We start from the raw sequence: 15,967 nt of genomic DNA, 5'->3' as shown, positions 1-15,967 counted from the left end.
ATTTGAGCCCCATGAGCACGCCTCCGCCCCTTGTCGACCGCCCTGCGCTCCTCAAGCGCCGCGCCCGCGCCGCGCGCGCGCCCGCGGATTTCCTGCACGAGGCCGCGGCGGACGATCTGCAGGATCGCCTGGAGATGGTTAACAGGGACTTTCGCGACGTGGCGATCGTCACCGGCTGGTCCGAGCCGTGGCAGGCGCGGTTCCCTAAGGCGCGGATCGTGCCCGATGACGAGGTGCTGGCGCTGGAGCCCGGGGGCCACGACCTGGTGATCCACGCCATGGCGCTCCATTGGGCCAACGATCCGGTCGGGCAGATCATCCAGTGCCGCCGGGCGCTGAGACCCGACGGGCTTTTTCTCTGCGCGACGCTCGGCGGCCAGACGCTGGGCGAGCTGCGCGCCGCTTTGGGAGAGGCCGAGATCGAGCTCACCGGCGGGCTCAGCCCCCGTGTCGCGCCGATGGGCGATATCCGCGATCTCGGCGCGCTCCTGCAACGCGCGGGCCTCGCGCTGCCGGTGGCCGATGCGGCGCCCCTGACGGTGCGCTACGAGAGCGCGCTGAGCCTGATGCGCGACCTGCGCGCGATGGGCGAGACCAACGCGCTGGCCGCCCGGCTGCGCCACCCGACGCGGCGCGCGGTGCTGCTCAGGGCCATCGAGATCTATGCCGAGAGCTATGGCGGCGCGGACGGGCGGGTGCCCGCGCGCTTCGAGATCGTGACATTGACCGGCTGGGCGCCCGATGCCAGTCAGCCGCAGCCGCTGCGCCCGGGAAGTGCGGCACAACGCCTCGCCGACGCGCTTGGCGCCACGGAGACACCGCTCCGAGATTGACCGGAGCGCGGCTGAGGATAGGTCTGAGGCCGAACAAGGAGACAGGACATGCTCGACGCCAGCGCGACCGCGACACGCCCGGCCCATGCGCCGACGGATCATCCCAAGATCAAACCCGCCAAGATCGGCGTGCTCCTCGCCAATCTCGGCACGCCGGACAATTACGATTACTGGTCGATGCGGCGCTACCTGAACGAGTTCCTCTCGGACCGCCGGGTGATCGACTATTCGCCCTGGCTCTGGCAGCCGCTCCTGCAATTGGTGATCCTGTCGAAGCGCCCGTTCTCGTCGGGAGAGGCCTACAAGTCGATCTGGAACGAGGCCCAGGGCGAGAGCCCGCTGATGACGATCACCAAGGACCAGACCGCGAAGATCGCCGAGGCGATGCAGGCGGCACATGGTGACGGCGTGATGGTCGATTTCTGCATGCGCTACGGCAATCCCTCGACCAAGTCGAAGGTGCGCGAGATGATCGAGGCGGGCTGCCGGAAGATCCTCTTCTTCCCGCTCTATCCGCATTACGCGGGCGCCACCTCGGCCACCGCGAACGACCAGTTCTTCCGGGCGCTGATGGACGAGAAATGGCAGCCGACGGTGCGCACGGTCGATCCCTATTTCGAGCACCCGCTCTATATCGAGGCGCTCGCCACCTCCATCGAGCGGGCCTATGGCGAGATGGCCGAGGAGCCCGATATCCTCGTCTGCTCCTATCACGGGGTGCCGCAGCGCTACCTGATGGAGGGCGATCCCTATCACTGCCAGTGCCAGAAGACGACGCGGCTTCTGAAGGAGCGGCTGGGCTGGGCGGATGACAAGATCACCACCACCTTCCAGTCGCGTTTCGGCCCCGAGGAATGGCTGAAGCCCTACACGGTGGAAGAGGTGGCGCGGCTGGCTTCCGAGGATGGCAAGAAGAAGATCGCCGTCTGCGCGCCGGCGTTTTCGGCCGATTGCATCGAGACGCTCGAGGAGATCAACGAGGAGATCAAGGAGAGCTTCGAGCACGCAGGCGGCGAGAGCTTCACCTATATCCCCTGCCTCAACGACGACGCCGCGCATATCGAGGCGCTGGTCGCGGTCATCGAGGAGAACCTGCGCGGCTGGACCTGAGGCGGATTTCGAGGCGAAATCCGCATGAATTCCGGTCCGGAATTCAGTCGGCGCCCGGCTTCAGCGCGGCGACCACGTAATTGACGGCGAGATCCCGGTCGGAGAGCGACCAGCGGTCGGCGAGCGGGTTGTAGACCATGCCCTTTTCGTCGACCGGATCGAGGCCGGCCGCCGTCATCATCCGCGCCAGATCGGCGGGCGCGATGAATTTCGACCAGTCATGGGTGCCGCGCGGAAGCCAGCGCAGCACATATTCGGCCCCGACGATCGCGGCGGCGAAGCTTTTCGCGGTGCGATTCAGTGTCGAGCAGAGAAAGAGGCCGCCCGGCCGGACGAGCCGCGCCGCATCCGCGAGGAAGGCCTGCGGATCGGCGACATGTTCGATCACCTCCATCGCCATCACCGTGTCGAAGCGGGCGCCCTCGGCGGCGAGCGCCTCGGCGGTGGTGATGCGGTAGTCGATCTCGAGCCCAGAGAGATCGGCATGGGCGCGCGCGACCGGCACGCTCTGGCCCGAGGCGTCGATGCCGGTCACCGTGGCCCCGAGCCGGGCCAGGGGTTCGCAGAGGAGCCCGCCGCCGCAGCCGATATCGAGGACGCTCAGGCCATCGAGGGCGCGCGGCGCGGCAAGGTCGCGGTCGAACTCGGCGGCGATCTGCGAAGTCAGGTAATCGAGGCGGATCGGGTTCATCCGGTGGAGCGGGCGGAAGCTGCCCTCGGGGTCCCACCAGTCGGAAGCCATTGCTTCGAACTTCGCCAGTTCGGCGGGGTCGATGCTGCTGTCGGTCATGGCGAGGGAGACTCCTATGGTCAACGGGTCCGGTTCGACCATATAGGTGGGGCATGGACAAGGACCTGGGTCAAAAGCGCGCCGTGCAGTATCTCTATCCCCCGGTCGACCCGTTCGATCAGCGGATGCTTCGCGTCGGGGACGGCCACACGCTCTATGTGGAGCAGTGCGGCAACCCCGAGGGAAGACCCGTGATCGTCCTGCATGGCGGGCCGGGCGGCGGCTGCTCGCCCGCGATGCGGCGCTATTTCGACCCCGCGCGCTACCGCGTGGTGCTGTTCGACCAGCGCGGCTGCGGCAAGTCCCGGCCCCATGCCAGCGTGGTCGAGAACACGACCTGGCACCTCGTCCGCGATATCGAGACCATCCGCACCACGCTCGGGATCGACAAGATGGCGGTCTTCGGCGGCTCCTGGGGCGCGACGCTCGCGCTGATCTACGCGATCTCGCATCCCGAGCGCGTGAGCCACCTGATCCTGCGCGGCGTCTTCATGATGACCCAGTCCGAGCTCGACTGGTTCTACGGCGGCGGCGCGGGGCAGTTCTGGCCGGAGACCTGGGCGCGCTTCTCCGAGATGATCCCCGAGGACGAGCGCGACGACCTGATCGCGGCCTATCACCGGAGGCTCTTCTCGGGCGATCTGCGCACCGAGACGCGCTTTGCCCGCGCCTGGTCGGCCTGGGAGAACGCGCTCGCGTCGGTCTATTCCTCGGGCCAGGGCGGCGAGGCTCCGGGCGATTACGCCCGCGCCTTCGCGCGGCTCGAGAATCACTACTTCATCAACAAGGGCTTTCTCGACGAGGACGGCTGGATCCTGAACAATATCGACCGGATCGCCGATATTCCCGGCGCCATCGTGCAGGGCCGCTACGACATGATCTGCCCGCCGCGCCGGGCCTGGGAGCTGTCACGCGCCTGGGACCGCTCGGAGATTCACATGATCCGGAACGCCGGGCACGCGCTGTCGGAGCCGGGCATCAGCGCGTCGCTGGTCCGGATCATGGACGAGATTGCCGATTAGCGACACGCGCTTGTCGCTTTTAGACGTTCATGATTTGATACAAAGACGAGCATCAGGTATTGACTGATGGATCAATCAAAGAGCGTGCAGACCGGGTGCCACAACTTCTGAAGATCACGCTGAAGCGGCTTCTCTTGGGTCTGCTGACGCTGTTCGTCGTCTCCATCATCATCTTCGCCGCGGTGAACATGCTGCCGGGCGATTTCGCCGAGGCCGTGCTCGGCCAAGGCGCGACGCCCGAGGCCGTGGCCGCCATCCGCCGCGATCTCGGGCTCGATCAGGGGCCGGTGGTGCGGTATTTCCAATGGCTCGCGGGTGCGCTGCAGGGCGATCTGGGGACCTCCTTCGCGCAGGCCAATTTCCGCAGCTTCGTCGGCGGAGGCGAGGCGGCGGCCGACCAGACCACGGTGATGGATCAGATCAGGCCCCGCTTCGAGAACACGCTCTTCCTGGCGGGCGTCACCGCGCTGATCGCGGTGCCCTTCTCGGTCGGGCTCGGCATCCTCGCGGCGCTCTACCGCAACTCGGCCTTCGACAAGGCGACGAATGTCTTCGCGCTGTCGTCGATCTCTAGCCCGGAGTTCTTCCTCGCCTATATCCTGATCCTGTTTCTCGCGGTGCTGAACCCGTGGCTGCCGTCCTTGTCGAACATCTATGACGGCATGGGCCTGGGCGAGCGGCTGCAGAAGACGCTGCTCCCGGCGCTGACGCTGACCCTCGTGGTCACCGCGCACATGATGCGGATGACGCGGGCGGCGATCATCAACCTCCTGGCCTCGCCCTATATCGAGATGGCGCGGCTCAAGGGCATGAAGCCGATGCGGGTGATCGTGCATCACGCGCTGCCGAACGCTCTGGCGCCGATCATCAACGTGATCGCGCTGAACCTCGCCTATCTGATCACCGGCGTCGTCGTGGTCGAGGTGGTCTTCGTCTATCCCGGCATCGGGCAGCTCTTCGTCGACAGCGTGAAGATCCGCGACATCCCCGTGGTGCAGGCCTGCTGCCTCATCTTCGCGGCGGCCTACATCCTTCTGAACCTGATCGCCGACATCATGTCGATCCTGTCGAACCCGCGCCTGAGGCATCCGAAATGATCGTCGTCTGGATCGCTCTGGCGCTGGCGGCGTTTCTGGCAGGGGCCTGGGTCTTCCGGTTCGCGGGGCAGACGGCGACCGGCAATAGGCCCTATTTCCGCGACATGAGCTATGGCGTGGCCTTCGGCTATGTCTTCGCGGCGGCGGTGATCCTGGGCGGGCTCTGGCTCTGGTTCCAGCCCAACGCGGTGTTCTTCCGCTGGGCGGTGCAGGGCTTTGCCATCGCGGCGCTGGCGGCCTGGGCGTTCCGGCTTCTGGGGCGGCAGGTGGGCACGGCTGGGTCGCGCAAGCTCTTCCGGACCATGCCGCTGACCGCGGCCTTCGGCATCCTCGTGATCCTGATCTACGCGCTGGTGGCGATCTTCGCGGGCGCGCTGGCACCCTACGGGCAGGAAGAGGTCTTTGCGGGCGTGAACACCCTGCCCGGCGGTGATCCGGCCACGGGCGGCAATCCCGACCATCTTCTGGGCACCGACCAGATCGGGCGCGATCTTCTGAGCCGGTTGATCTACGGGGCGCAGAACACGGTGGGGATCGCCTTTGCGACGACCTGCCTCGCGTTCCTTCTGGGCGCGTCGCTGGGGTTCCTCGCGTCGGTGATCGGCGGCTGGCTCGACGACGTGCTGAGCCGGCTAGTGGACGTGCTGATGGCGATCCCGTCGCTGATTTTCGCGCTTCTTCTGATGACCATCGCCTCGGCCTGGGCGGGGTCGCAGCAATGGCAGCTGACGCTCTACATGGTGCTGATCATCGCGGTGATCGACTCGACCCGGGTGTTCCGGCTGGCGCGCGCGGTCGGGCAGTCGATCGTGGTGATGGATTACATCGAGGCGGCCAAGCTCCGGGGCGAGGGGCTGAGCTACCTGATCTTCCGCGAGATCCTGCCCAACGCGACCGCGCCGCTTCTGGCCGAGTTCGGGCTCAGGTTCTGCTTCGTCTTCCTGACCATCGCGGCACTGTCGTTCCTGGGCGTCGGCATCCAGCCGCCCTTGGCGGACTGGGGCACGATGGTGCGCGACCTCGCGCAGTTCATCAACTTCGCCGCCTTCTCGCCGCTGGCCGCCGCCCTGCCCCTAATGGCGGCGGGCGCGATCGCGCTTCTGACGGTCGCGGTGAATTTCGTGGTCGACTGGATGCTGCACAAATCCTCGGGGCTGAAGGATTGAGGCAATGAGTGATCTGCTGCTGAAAATCCGCGATCTGCGCATCGAGGGCCGCTCGGACGAGGAGTGGCACCCGATCATCAACGGCGTCGATCTCGACCTGCACAAGGGCGAGGTGCTGGGGCTGATCGGAGAGAGCGGTGCGGGCAAGTCCACCATCGGCCTTGCGGCGATGGGCTATGTGCGCGACGGGGTGCGCATCTCGGGCGGCACGGTCGCGTTCGACGGGGTCGATCTGGTCAACGCGCCGCTGATGAAGAAGCGCGCGCTTCTGGGCAAGCGCATCGCCTATGTCGCGCAATCGGCGGCGGCGAGCTTCAACCCGGCGCACAAGATCATCGACCAGCACACCGAAGGGCCGGTCCGGCACGGGGTGATGTCGGAGAAGGAAAGCCAGGAGGACGCGGTGCGGCTTTACGAGCGGCTGCGCCTGCCGAACCCCGAGGAGATCGGCTTCCGCTATCCGCACCAGGTCTCGGGCGGGCAGTTGCAGCGGGCGATGACGGCGATGGCGATGTCCTGCCGCCCCGACCTGATCATCTTCGACGAACCGACCACCGCGCTCGACGTGACCACCCAGATCGAGGTGCTGGCCGCGATCCGCGACATCGTCGACCAGTTCGGCACGGCGGCGATCTACATCACCCACGATCTGGCCGTGGTCGCGCAGATGGCCGACCGCATCAAGGTGCTCCTGAAGGGCGACGAGGTCGAAGAGGCCGAGACCCGCGAGATGGTCTCGAACCCGAAAGAGGATTATACCCGCTCGCTCTGGGCGGTGCGGAGCTTCAAGCGGCCCGCCAAGCCCGCGCCCGCCACCGACGCGGTGCCGGTCATCGCGGTCGAGGGCGTCGACGCCGCCTATGGCACGGCGAAGGTGCTGCATGACGTGAGCTTCGACATCCACGAGGGCCGCACCGTCGCGGTGGTGGGCGAGAGCGGCTCGGGCAAGTCGACGACCGCGCGCTGCATCACCGGGCTTCTGCCACCGACCTCCGGGCGCATCCTGCTCGACGGGCAGGAGCTGCCGCGCGACTATCGCCAGCGCTCGAAGGACCAGCTGCGGCAGATCCAGATGATCTACCAGATGGCCGACACCGCGCTGAACCCGAAAAAGACCATCGGCGAGATCATCGGCCGGCCGGTCGAGTTCTACATGGGGCTCACCGGCAAGGCCAAGCGCAGACGGGTCGAAGAGCTTCTCGAGGAGATCGAGCTGCCCGCCGACCAGTTCCGCGACCGCCTGCCCTCCGAGCTTTCGGGCGGGCAGAAGCAGCGCGTCGGCATCGCCCGCGCGCTCGCGGCGGAGCCCAAGTTCATCATCTGCGACGAGGTGACCTCGGCGCTCGATCAACTTGTCGCGGAAGGCATCCTCAAGCTCTTGGCACGGCTTCAGGATGAGTTGAAACTGTCCTACATGTTCATAACCCACGATCTGGCCACGGTCCGGGCGATCTCGGACGAGGTGGTGGTGATGAAGGACGGCGAGGTGGTCGAGCAGGGCGCGAAGGCGGCGATGTTCAAGCCGCCGCACCACCCCTATACCGATCTCCTTCTGAGTTCGGTGCCGGAGATGGATCCGGACTGGCTGAGCACGCTGCTCGACGAGCGCGGGCGCGACAATATCGGCGATGCCGCCGTGACACAGATGGACTGACATAAGGCTCCGGGGTCGCGACGCTCCGGGGCACAACAGACGACAACAGGGAGACATGACATGACACGTATCAGCAGACGCGGACTGCTTCGGACCGGCGCCGCCGCCGGTGTGCTGGCCGCCACCGGCCTGCCCATCCGGGCCCAGGAAGCCAAGCGCGGCGGCAAGCTGACCGCCGGTCTTTCGGGCGCCAACACCTCGGACAACTGGGATGGCCGGACGCATTCGGACATCTTCATGCAGGCCGCCGCGCAGGGTGCGGTCTTCGACACGCTGACCTACACGGCGGCGGACGGCTCGCTCCAGGGCGAGCTTGCCACCGACTGGGAGGCCACCGCCGACGCCAAGACCTGGACCTTCAACCTGCGCCAGGGCGTGACCTTCCACAACGGCAAGGCCTTCGGCGCCGATGACGTGATCGCGTCGATCAACCTGCACCTGGGCGAGGACACCAAGTCGGCGGCGAAACCGCTGGTCTCGTCGATCACCGAGATGAAGAAGACCTCGGATCACCAGATCCAGTTCGTCCTCAGCAGCGGCAATGCCGACTTCCCCTATCTGATGTCGGATTATCACCTGCTGATGTACCCGGCGGGCCAGATCGAGGAGGCGATCCAGAACGGCATCGGCACCGGCCTCTACCAGGTGGTCAGCTTCGAGCCGGGCGTGCGCTTTGTCGGCCGCCGCGTGGACAGCCACTACAAGGACGGCCGCGAGGGCTGGTTCGACGAGATCGAGTTCATCGCGATCAACGACAACACCGCGCGGATGAACGCGCTGCTCACCGGACAGGTCGACACGATCAACCGGATCGACTTCAAGACCGAGCAGCTTCTCAAGGCGAACCCGCAGATCGTCATCCAGGAAGTGACCGGCAACCAGCATTACACCTTCCCGATGCTGACCAATGTCGCGCCCTTCGACGACGTGAACGTGCGCCGCGCGATCAAGCACGGCATCAACCGCCAGGAGATGGTCGACAAGATCCTCTTCGGTCACGGCCGCGTCGCCGCCGACAGCCCGATCGGACCGGCCAACCAGTACATGGCCGATCTCGAGCCCATCCCCTACGATCCCGACAAGGCGAAGTTCTACCTCAAGGAAGCCGGGCTGAGCGAGATCAACGTCGATCTCTCGGCCTCGAGCGCGGCCTTCGAGGGCGCGGTGGACGCCGCGCAGCTGTTCCAGGCCTCGGCCAAGGCGGGCGGCATCAACATCAACGTGGTGCAGGAACCGGCGGACGGCTACTGGTCGAACGTCTGGATCAAGAAGCCCTGGTGCGCCTGCTTCTGGTCGGGCCGCGCGACCGAGGACTGGATGTTCTCCTCGGCCTACGAGGAAGGCGTGCCGTGGAACGACAGCCAGTGGGGCAACGAGGACAGCGAGCGGTTCCAGAGCCTGCTTCTGGAAGCCCGCGCCGAGCTCGACAGCGCGAAGCGCGCCGAGATGTATGGCGAGATGCAGCAGATCCTGCGCGACGACGGCGGCGTCATCATCCCGATGTTCGCCAACTGGGTGCAGGCGCTGAACACGCGCATCGCCACGCCCGAGACCGTCGGCAACCTCTGGCAGATGGACAGCGCCCGCATGGCGGAGCGCTGGTGGGTCGCCTGATCGGGCTGACCGGTTCGAATTGAGAGATGCCCCGCGGCGACGCGGGGCATTTTTCTTTGGGGGGAGGGCGAGGCGTGTTGGTCGATCATGCCAAACGCGATGGAGCTTTTTGGCAAAGCGCGGTGGAGGTCGCCGTCGAGCCCAAACTGCTTGAAGCGACATGGTATAGACATATTTGCATGCCGATCTTATCTATTCGATTGTGAATTTTGATGAAATCGGTGCGATGTGAAAAATCGGAAACCATAATGACGAATGAAATCCTGACACGAAAAGAATACGTGCGCGCCGCAAAGGAAAACTCAAAGCGCTTATTTCGAGATTCTATATTTCTGCAAAAGTCTGGCAGCTGGAAATCAGCGGCAATTCTGGCAGTTCTTGCTATCGAAGAAATAGGTAAAGCATATATTGAAATCTGGGGCGTCAAAAACAGCGCGCAAAAAGGAAGGCACCCTACGCACAGCCAAAACAAGCTGCTTTTTTCGCACTTCTTTCAGCGAATGAGCTGACAGAGAACAACATGAAGCGTCTTTCAAAATTTGGCAATGGAAAAATGATCAGAGAAAACGGCCCTTATTCTGAGCAGATGGTTTGGGCTAGAGCCGGATGGTATGATGATCTAAGGATGGTGTGTACCTACTCTGACAGAGAGCCGATTTGGCCAAGCGAAATAACTCGCGATTTTAATGCTCAATTGGTCGATGAACTCCACGCGTTTTTTAAGAAAGGGCAGGTTGCAGGTCGAAGCAAGATTGCGGTGGAATTTGGTGCCGTATTATACGAAAATGACTTTGGCCACCCTTGAGCGGGAAAACTCAGGAATTTTCTCTCTAGTATCCGGAATTTTGGGACAATCGGATAGCAGATTTGTCTGCAAAGCGGACCATCGCTTTTGGTGGACAACCACGTTATTTATTGATCAGCGACTCCGGGTGAAGACGAATTGATCCGATGATCGGATTTTGCCGACGCGAACTCCCTCGTCCTCGCCTGCGCAGCAGGATCAGGGTCCACGGCAAGAAACTCTCATCTAAAGACATCAGGATGCCTTTGGGGGCATGCTCCCGGAACGCAAGGCGCTCTCACAACCGCGTATCGTAATCCGAGACCAAGAGATGCGCCGGCTCCGCGTCCTCTTCGATGGTCGAGAAGCGGCCGATGGGCTCCGCGAAGATGTTGTCGGTCAGGTCGTCGTTGACCGTGGAGACCTCGCCGATCAGCACGTCCGCGCCCTCACCCCAGAAGGCGTGCCAGTCGCCGGGCATGAGCGTGACCGACTCGCCCGTTCCGAGTTTCAGGAGGCCGCCTGCCTCGAGCGTGCGGGGCACGCCGTCGACCATGACGGTGACCTGCGCGTCGGTGTCGATGCCGCCCGAGGGGTCGGAGGCGTAGAGTTTCAGGACGAGGTCGCCGCCGCCGCGGTTGATGATGTCCTCGGCCTTCACGTCGTGGCGGTGCATGGGCGAGAGCTGGTCGCGGCGCGAGATCATGATCTTCTCGGCGTAGAGCATGCCCCGCCCGGCCTTGAGATCGCTCTCGAGCCCGTTGCGCACGGTGAAGAGAAAGAGCCCCTTCTCGTCCCAGCGGCCCTCGCCGTAATCGGTGATGTCCCAGCCCATGCGGCGGCGCTTAATCTCGGTGTGGTCCGAGGCCCGGAGCGCCTCGGGCGCGAGATAGGCGAAGGGCGGCAGGACGTAGCCGTGGCTTTTCAGGAAGGCGTCGGCCTCGGCGAGGATCTCGTTGACGCGCGAGCGCTTCATTTCGGCGATCGCTTGGCGAGGATGCGCTGGAGCGTGCGGCGGTGCATGTTGAGACGGCGCGCGGTCTCGGAGACATTGCGGTCGCAGAGCTCGTAGACGCGCTGGATATGTTCCCAGCGGACGCGGTCGGCGGACATCGGGTTCTCGGGCGGCGGCGGAAGCTCTTCCTCGCGCGCCAGGAGCGCGTTGGTGATGTCGGTCGCGTCGGCGGGTTTCGAGAGGTAGTCGGTGGCGCCGATCTTGACCGCGGCGACCGCCGTCGCGATGGCGCCGTAGCCGGTCAGCACGACGACGCGCGCGTCGGGGCGGGTTTCGCGGAGCCGTTCGACCACGTCGAGACCGTTGCCGTCCTCGAGCCGCAGATCGACCACGGCGAAGGCCGGAGGCCGCGCGGTGGCGATGGCCGTGCCCGCGGCGACCGAGCCCGCGGTCTCGACCGCGAAGCCGCGTTTCTCCATCGCTTTCGCGAGCCGTTTCAGGAACGCTTCGTCATCGTCCACGAGCAGCAGCGAGCGATCCTCGCCGATCTCAACTGCGCTGCTGTCCGCCGCCATGCCTCGCATCCCCCTCATTCTCTTGCGGCAAGCTAGCCCTTGCCCCCGGGGCGGTCAAACCGCTTAGGCCGCGTCGATGAAGCAGGCGGCGGTCTCGGCGATCGCTTCGGGCGTCGCGTCGCGGCGGAAAATCTCGGCGAAGCCGTGGCCGGGCAGGACCAGATAGGTGAGCGTGGTGTGATCGACGAGATAGTAGGGATCGTCGCTCTCGGGCACGTTGTAATAGACGCGCCAGGCCTTGGCGGCGGCGTCGACCTGTTCCGTCGTGCCGGTAAGGGCCTTCATGTCGGGATGCATGGCCGCGGCGAACTCGGTCAGCACCTCGGGCGTGTCGCGCTTGGGATCGAGCGAGATGAAGACCGGGGTGACCTCGTAGCCCGCCTCGGACAGGCGGTCGACCGCATCGGCGTTCCGTGCCACGTCGAGCGGGCAGACATCGGGGCAGAAGGTATAGCCGAAATAGAGAAGCGCGGGCTCCTCGAAGACCTGGGCCTCGGTCACCTCGCGTCCGGTCTGGTCGGTCAGGGTGAACGGCCCGCCCAGCGCGCCGGAGCCGCCGGCGATGCGGGTGCTGCGGCAGTCGGCGAAGATGTCGCCGCCCGCGCCCGGCCCCGTCGTGTACCAGAGCCCGAGGCTCAGTCCCAGAATGGCGACCGCGCCGCCCGCGAGAACCAGTTTGCGCATGAGACCTCTCCCTGCCGGAATTGCACACACCCGGCAGGGGACCTATCAATTCCGCGGCGGGGCACAAGTCCCGGGAGGAGAGGCGGAGTGACGCAAGCGACCGAGACCGGGCTTCTGGACAGCGACCGCCGGGGCGGATGGATTCGCCTCAGGACGATGATCCTCCTGCGCTGGTTCGCCATCGCCGGGCAGACTGCCGCGCTTGTGGTCGCGACGCAGGTCTACCACCTGCAGATCGAGATCGGCCTCGCCGCGCTCGCGGTGGGCGTGTCGGTGATCGGCAACCTCGTGGCGATCTTCATCTTCCCCGAGACCAAGCGCCTGTCGGAGAGCGAGAACCTGTTGATGGTCCTCTTCGACCTGATGCAGCTCTGTTTCCTGTTGTTCCTGACCGGGGGTCTCAACAACCCGTTTGTGCTTCTCGTGCTGGCGCCGGTAACCGTGTCGGCCGCGGTGCTCGGGCTGCGCTCGATCGTGCTTCTGAACCTCGTGGCGGGGGCGCTCGTGACCGCGCTCGTGTCGCTGCATCTGCCGTTGATGACCGCCACGGGCGAGGTGCTGCGCATGCCGGGCATCTTTCTTTTCGGGCAATGGTGCGCGCTGATGATCGCGCTGGTGTTCATCTCGATCTACGCCCGCCGCCTGACCCGCGAGATCCAGACCATGTCGGATGCGGTCGCGGCGACGCAGATGGCGCTCGACCGGGCGCAGAAGCTGAACGATCTGGGGGGCGTAGTGGCCGCGGCGGCGCATGAGCTGGGCACGCCCCTGGCGACGATCAAGCTGACCTCGGCCGAGCTGATGGACGAGCTCGACGACCGGCCCGATCTGCGCGAGGACGCGGCGCTCATCCGCGCGCAGGCCGACCGCTGCCGCGACATCCTGCGCTCGATGGGACGCGCCGGGAAGGACGACCTCACGCTCCGGCAGGCGCCGCTGGGCGAGGTGCTGCGCGAGGCCGCCGAGCCGCATGAGGACCGCGGCAAGACCGTGCTCTACGAGATGGGCCCCGCGCCCGAGGCCGATCCCGACCAGCCGCATCTGCAGCGCCGTCCCGAGGTGATCCACGGCCTGCGCAACCTCGTGCAGAACGCCGTGGATTTCGCCGCCGCGACGGTCTGGATCGACGCGGAATGGAGCGCGAGCCATGTCTCGGTGCGGATCGCCGATGACGGGCCGGGCTTTCCGCCGCACCTGATGGGGCGGATCGGCGATCCGAGCCTGCGGCGACGGCGCAGCGCGCAGGACAAGCGTCCGGGATACGAGGGCATGGGGCTCGGGCTCTTCATCGCCAAGACGCTGCTCGAACGCTCGGGCGCGGAGCTGAGCTTCGCCAATGGCTCGGACCCGGCGCAGCCCGAGACCGCCGCGCGCGTGCGTCGCGGCGCGCTGGTCGAGGTGGTCTGGCCGCGGGCGACGATCGAGGCCGAGCCGGGCGCGGCGCGGCGCGCCCTCGGGGACAACCGTCCGATCGAGGGCTGAGACGGTGGCCTGTTGGCCACGGGGCTACGACTTTGGTCCCAGACCGCGGCGCGGTTAACCGATCGTTAACCTCTCTGCGCGAGACTTGTTTCACCATACTCCTCACCGGGGGATTTACCGTGACCCCTGACCTCCTCCTCTCCGCGGTGGTGGGCGCTCTTGCTGCCTGCCTCGCGGCCCCGTTTCTGCTGGGTCAGCATCGCAGCGCCGCCGCCGGGACACCGGCGGAAGACGGCGACGATCCGTTCTGTCTGTTGCGCGATGGCGCGCTCAGGGATCTCGCGCCGGGTGCGGCGGCGGTCCTGGGCGACCGCGCCGACAGCGTCCGCGACTGGTCGGACCTGCGCGCGATCTTCGCGCCGCTCGTCGGCAACCTGCCGGTCGAGCCGCCGCGGGTGCGCCCGCTCGACCTGCCGTTCCGCGATCTGCCCGACACGCTTCTCAGGATCGTGCCGCGGGGGCGCGCCCTTCGCGTGGGCCTGGCCGGGGACCGCCCGGATCGCGCGCTGACGCTCCTGACCCATCTGCAACAGGCCGAGCTGACCCAGCTCCGCGATGCCTCCGCCGCGACGCCCTGCCCGATGTGGCTGACCGCAGCGGATGGCACGCTCCTCTGGGCCAATCCGCGGTTTCGCGCGCTCGCCAACGCCGCCGGCCGCACCGGGATCTTCGACCTGCCGCCCCTCGGCGCCGCGGCGCAGGCGCAATCGCGCGAACGGCTGATCGGCCCGGGCGACACGGGCTGGTACGAGGTCAGCCGTGTGCGGACCGAAGGCGGCGTTCACCATGTCGCGGTCAATATCGACGCCGTGATCGAGGCCGAGACCGCGCAGCGCAACTTCGTCCAGACGCTGGCCAAGACCTTTGCCCATCTGCCCACCGGTCTGGCGATTTTCGATCGCAACCGGCAGCTTGTGCTGTTCAATCCCTCGCTCATCGACCTGACCCGGCTCCCGGCCGAGTTCCTGTCCGCGCGCCCCACCTTGATGGCCTTCTTCGACCGCCTGCGCGAGACGCGGATGATGCCGGAGCCCAAAAGCTACGCGGGCTGGCGGGAGCAGATGGCCGAAATGGTCGCCGCCGCGCGCGAGGACCGCTATGCCGAGGAATGGTCGCTGCCGAACGGGCTGACCTACCGGATCACCGGGCGACCGCATCCCGACGGCGCCATCGCGCTCCTTCTCGAAGACATCAGCGCCGAGATCACCCTGACCCGCCGGTTCCGCACCGAGCTGGAGCTGAGCCAGGGCGTGCTCGACCGGATGGAAGAGGCGCTCGTGGTCTTCAACCAGTCGGGGCTCCTGACCTTCTGCAACGCCGCCTATCGCCGCCTGTGGAAGACCGATCCGGACAGCGCCTTCGCCGATGTGACCGTGGTCGACGCGGCCCGGCTCTGGCAGGGCGGCGCCGCGCCCGCGCCGCTCTGGGGCGAGATCCGCGATTTCGTGCTGAGCTACGGCGAACGCACCAGCTGGGACGGCGAGACGGCGGGCGAGAACGGCGCGCGGCTCTCCGCCCGGATCGACCCCTTGCCCGGGGGCTCGACGCTGGTGCGCTTCAGCCAGGAGCCGGCGCCGATCCGGCTGCCCCACGGCCCGATTTGCGCGATGCTCGACGCCGACCGATAGCGGCTTGCAGCCCGACCGGTTGCGACTAGTCTGCGCGCCATGAGCACGCCGACCTCCCGCCACCGATCCCTTGCGCTTGCCTCGCCCGACGCCACCGCGCGGCTGGCGCGCCAGCTCGGGGCCGGGCTGCGCCCCGGCGATACGGTGCTGCTGTCCGGGACGCTCGGCGCGGGCAAGAGCCATTTCGCCCGCGCGCTGATCCAGTCGCGCCTGCCGGTGCCCGAGGATGTGCCCTCGCCGACCTTCACTCTGGTTCAGGTCTATGACCTCGGCGATGCCGAGCTCTGGCATGCCGATCTCTACCGCCTCTCCGGCCCCGACGCGGTCGAGGAGCTGGGCCTGACCGACGCCTTCGCAACCGCGATCTGCCTTGTCGAATGGCCCGACCGGCTGGGCGAGCTGACACCCGAGGGCGCGCTGAGCCTGACGCTTGATCCGGGCGCCGAGGACGACGCGCGCATGGCCGAGCTCAGCTGGACCGCGCCGCGCTGGGACGCGGCCGTCGCGGAGCTGTCCGCATGAGCCTGCGCGACAGGAGCGGCTGGGGCGAGGCCGAGGCGCGCCCCCTGGCAG

16 protein-coding genes are annotated in these 15,967 nt (G+C 66.4%); 12 read left to right on the top strand and 4 right to left on the bottom strand.

Annotated elements, in window-relative coordinates; genetic code table 11:
• Positions 1 to 11: 11 nt before the first annotated feature.
• Both ACFQ4E_RS16350 and hemH read left to right on the top strand, forming a co-directional pair.
• The gene (locus ACFQ4E_RS16350) at positions 12 to 833 is read left to right on the top strand and encodes a methyltransferase domain-containing protein (RefSeq protein WP_386805446.1); all 822 of its coding nucleotides are present in this window, start codon (positions 12 to 14) and stop codon (positions 831 to 833) included.
• Between the two features lie 48 nt (positions 834 to 881).
• The gene (hemH, locus tag ACFQ4E_RS16345; protein ID WP_386805444.1) at positions 882 to 1,943 is read left to right on the top strand and encodes a ferrochelatase; all 1,062 of its coding nucleotides are present in this window, start codon (positions 882 to 884) and stop codon (positions 1,941 to 1,943) included.
• Between the two features lie 43 nt (positions 1,944 to 1,986).
• On the opposite strand, the gene ubiG is transcribed toward hemH, so the two are convergent.
• Positions 1,987 to 2,733: a bifunctional 2-polyprenyl-6-hydroxyphenol methylase/3-demethylubiquinol 3-O-methyltransferase UbiG gene (ubiG, locus tag ACFQ4E_RS16340; protein WP_386805442.1), complete on the bottom strand. Its 747-nt coding sequence runs from the start codon at positions 2,731 to 2,733 to the stop codon at positions 1,987 to 1,989.
• Between the two features lie 53 nt (positions 2,734 to 2,786).
• Between ubiG and pip the strand changes: the two genes are divergently transcribed.
• The 7 genes from pip (at position 2,787) to ACFQ4E_RS16305 (ending at position 10,091) form a co-directional block, all read left to right on the top strand.
• Positions 2,787 to 3,755: a prolyl aminopeptidase gene (gene pip / locus ACFQ4E_RS16335; protein ID WP_386805440.1), complete on the top strand. Its 969-nt coding sequence runs from the start codon at positions 2,787 to 2,789 to the stop codon at positions 3,753 to 3,755.
• Between the two features lie 95 nt (positions 3,756 to 3,850).
• Positions 3,851 to 4,852 carry an ABC transporter permease gene (locus ACFQ4E_RS16330; protein WP_386805438.1) on the top strand — a complete coding sequence of 334 codons (1,002 nt, stop codon included), beginning with the start codon at positions 3,851 to 3,853 and terminating at the stop codon, positions 4,850 to 4,852.
• The gene (locus tag ACFQ4E_RS16325; RefSeq protein WP_386805436.1) at positions 4,849 to 6,018 is read left to right on the top strand and encodes an ABC transporter permease; all 1,170 of its coding nucleotides are present in this window, start codon (positions 4,849 to 4,851) and stop codon (positions 6,016 to 6,018) included. The genes ACFQ4E_RS16330 and ACFQ4E_RS16325 overlap by 4 nt, the downstream gene beginning before the upstream one ends.
• A gap of 4 nt (positions 6,019 to 6,022) precedes the next feature.
• Positions 6,023 to 7,672, top strand: coding sequence for an ABC transporter ATP-binding protein (locus tag ACFQ4E_RS16320; RefSeq protein WP_386805434.1), 1,650 nt, complete (start codon positions 6,023 to 6,025; stop codon positions 7,670 to 7,672).
• Between the two features lie 60 nt (positions 7,673 to 7,732).
• Positions 7,733 to 9,286 (top strand): ABC transporter substrate-binding protein, encoded by a 1,554-nt coding sequence (locus ACFQ4E_RS16315; RefSeq protein ID WP_386805432.1) that lies wholly within the window; start codon positions 7,733 to 7,735, stop codon positions 9,284 to 9,286.
• 248 nt (positions 9,287 to 9,534) lie between these two features.
• Entirely contained in the window at positions 9,535 to 9,795 is a 261-nt protein-coding gene (locus ACFQ4E_RS16310) for an AbiV family abortive infection protein (RefSeq protein WP_386805430.1), read from the top strand.
• An 11-nt stretch (positions 9,796 to 9,806) separates the two neighbouring features.
• On the top strand, positions 9,807 to 10,091 hold the full coding sequence (locus tag ACFQ4E_RS16305; protein ID WP_386805428.1) for a hypothetical protein: 285 nt from the start codon (positions 9,807 to 9,809) through the stop codon (positions 10,089 to 10,091).
• Positions 10,092 to 10,368: 277 nt separating this feature from the next.
• Here the strand turns inward: ACFQ4E_RS16305 and ACFQ4E_RS16300 are convergent, their stop codons facing one another.
• The 3 genes from ACFQ4E_RS16300 to ACFQ4E_RS16290 all read right to left on the bottom strand — a co-directional run bounded on the left by ACFQ4E_RS16300 (position 10,369) and on the right by ACFQ4E_RS16290 (position 12,284).
• The gene (locus ACFQ4E_RS16300; RefSeq protein WP_386805427.1) at positions 10,369 to 11,046 is read right to left on the bottom strand and encodes a D-lyxose/D-mannose family sugar isomerase; all 678 of its coding nucleotides are present in this window, start codon (positions 11,044 to 11,046) and stop codon (positions 10,369 to 10,371) included.
• Positions 11,043 to 11,600, bottom strand: coding sequence for an ActR/PrrA/RegA family redox response regulator transcription factor (locus ACFQ4E_RS16295; RefSeq protein ID WP_386805426.1), 558 nt, complete (start codon positions 11,598 to 11,600; stop codon positions 11,043 to 11,045). Before ACFQ4E_RS16295 ends, ACFQ4E_RS16300 begins: the two co-directional genes overlap by 4 nt.
• Before the next feature lie 63 nt (positions 11,601 to 11,663).
• On the bottom strand, positions 11,664 to 12,284 hold the full coding sequence (locus ACFQ4E_RS16290; RefSeq protein WP_386805424.1) for an SCO family protein: 621 nt from the start codon (positions 12,282 to 12,284) through the stop codon (positions 11,664 to 11,666).
• A gap of 87 nt (positions 12,285 to 12,371) precedes the next feature.
• Between ACFQ4E_RS16290 and regB the strand changes: the two genes are divergently transcribed.
• The 3 genes from regB to tsaE all read left to right on the top strand — a co-directional run bounded on the left by regB (position 12,372) and on the right by tsaE (position 15,916).
• Entirely contained in the window at positions 12,372 to 13,766 is a 1,395-nt protein-coding gene (regB, locus tag ACFQ4E_RS16285; protein ID WP_386805422.1) for a sensor histidine kinase RegB, read from the top strand.
• Between the two features lie 119 nt (positions 13,767 to 13,885).
• Positions 13,886 to 15,394: a PAS-domain containing protein gene (locus ACFQ4E_RS16280; RefSeq protein WP_386805420.1), complete on the top strand. Its 1,509-nt coding sequence runs from the start codon at positions 13,886 to 13,888 to the stop codon at positions 15,392 to 15,394.
• Between the two features lie 39 nt (positions 15,395 to 15,433).
• Positions 15,434 to 15,916, top strand: a complete 483-nt coding sequence (gene tsaE, locus ACFQ4E_RS16275) for a tRNA (adenosine(37)-N6)-threonylcarbamoyltransferase complex ATPase subunit type 1 TsaE (RefSeq protein WP_386805418.1) — start codon at positions 15,434 to 15,436, stop codon at positions 15,914 to 15,916.
• The last annotated feature ends 51 nt before the right edge of the window (positions 15,917 to 15,967 follow it).

It is taken from the genome of Litorisediminicola beolgyonensis (assembly GCF_042679605.1).
Classification (GTDB): domain Bacteria; phylum Pseudomonadota; class Alphaproteobacteria; order Rhodobacterales; family Rhodobacteraceae; genus Litorisediminicola; species Litorisediminicola beolgyonensis.
The sequence above is the reverse complement of the archived record's forward strand: the minus strand, read 5'-3'. Positions and strand labels throughout refer to the sequence as shown.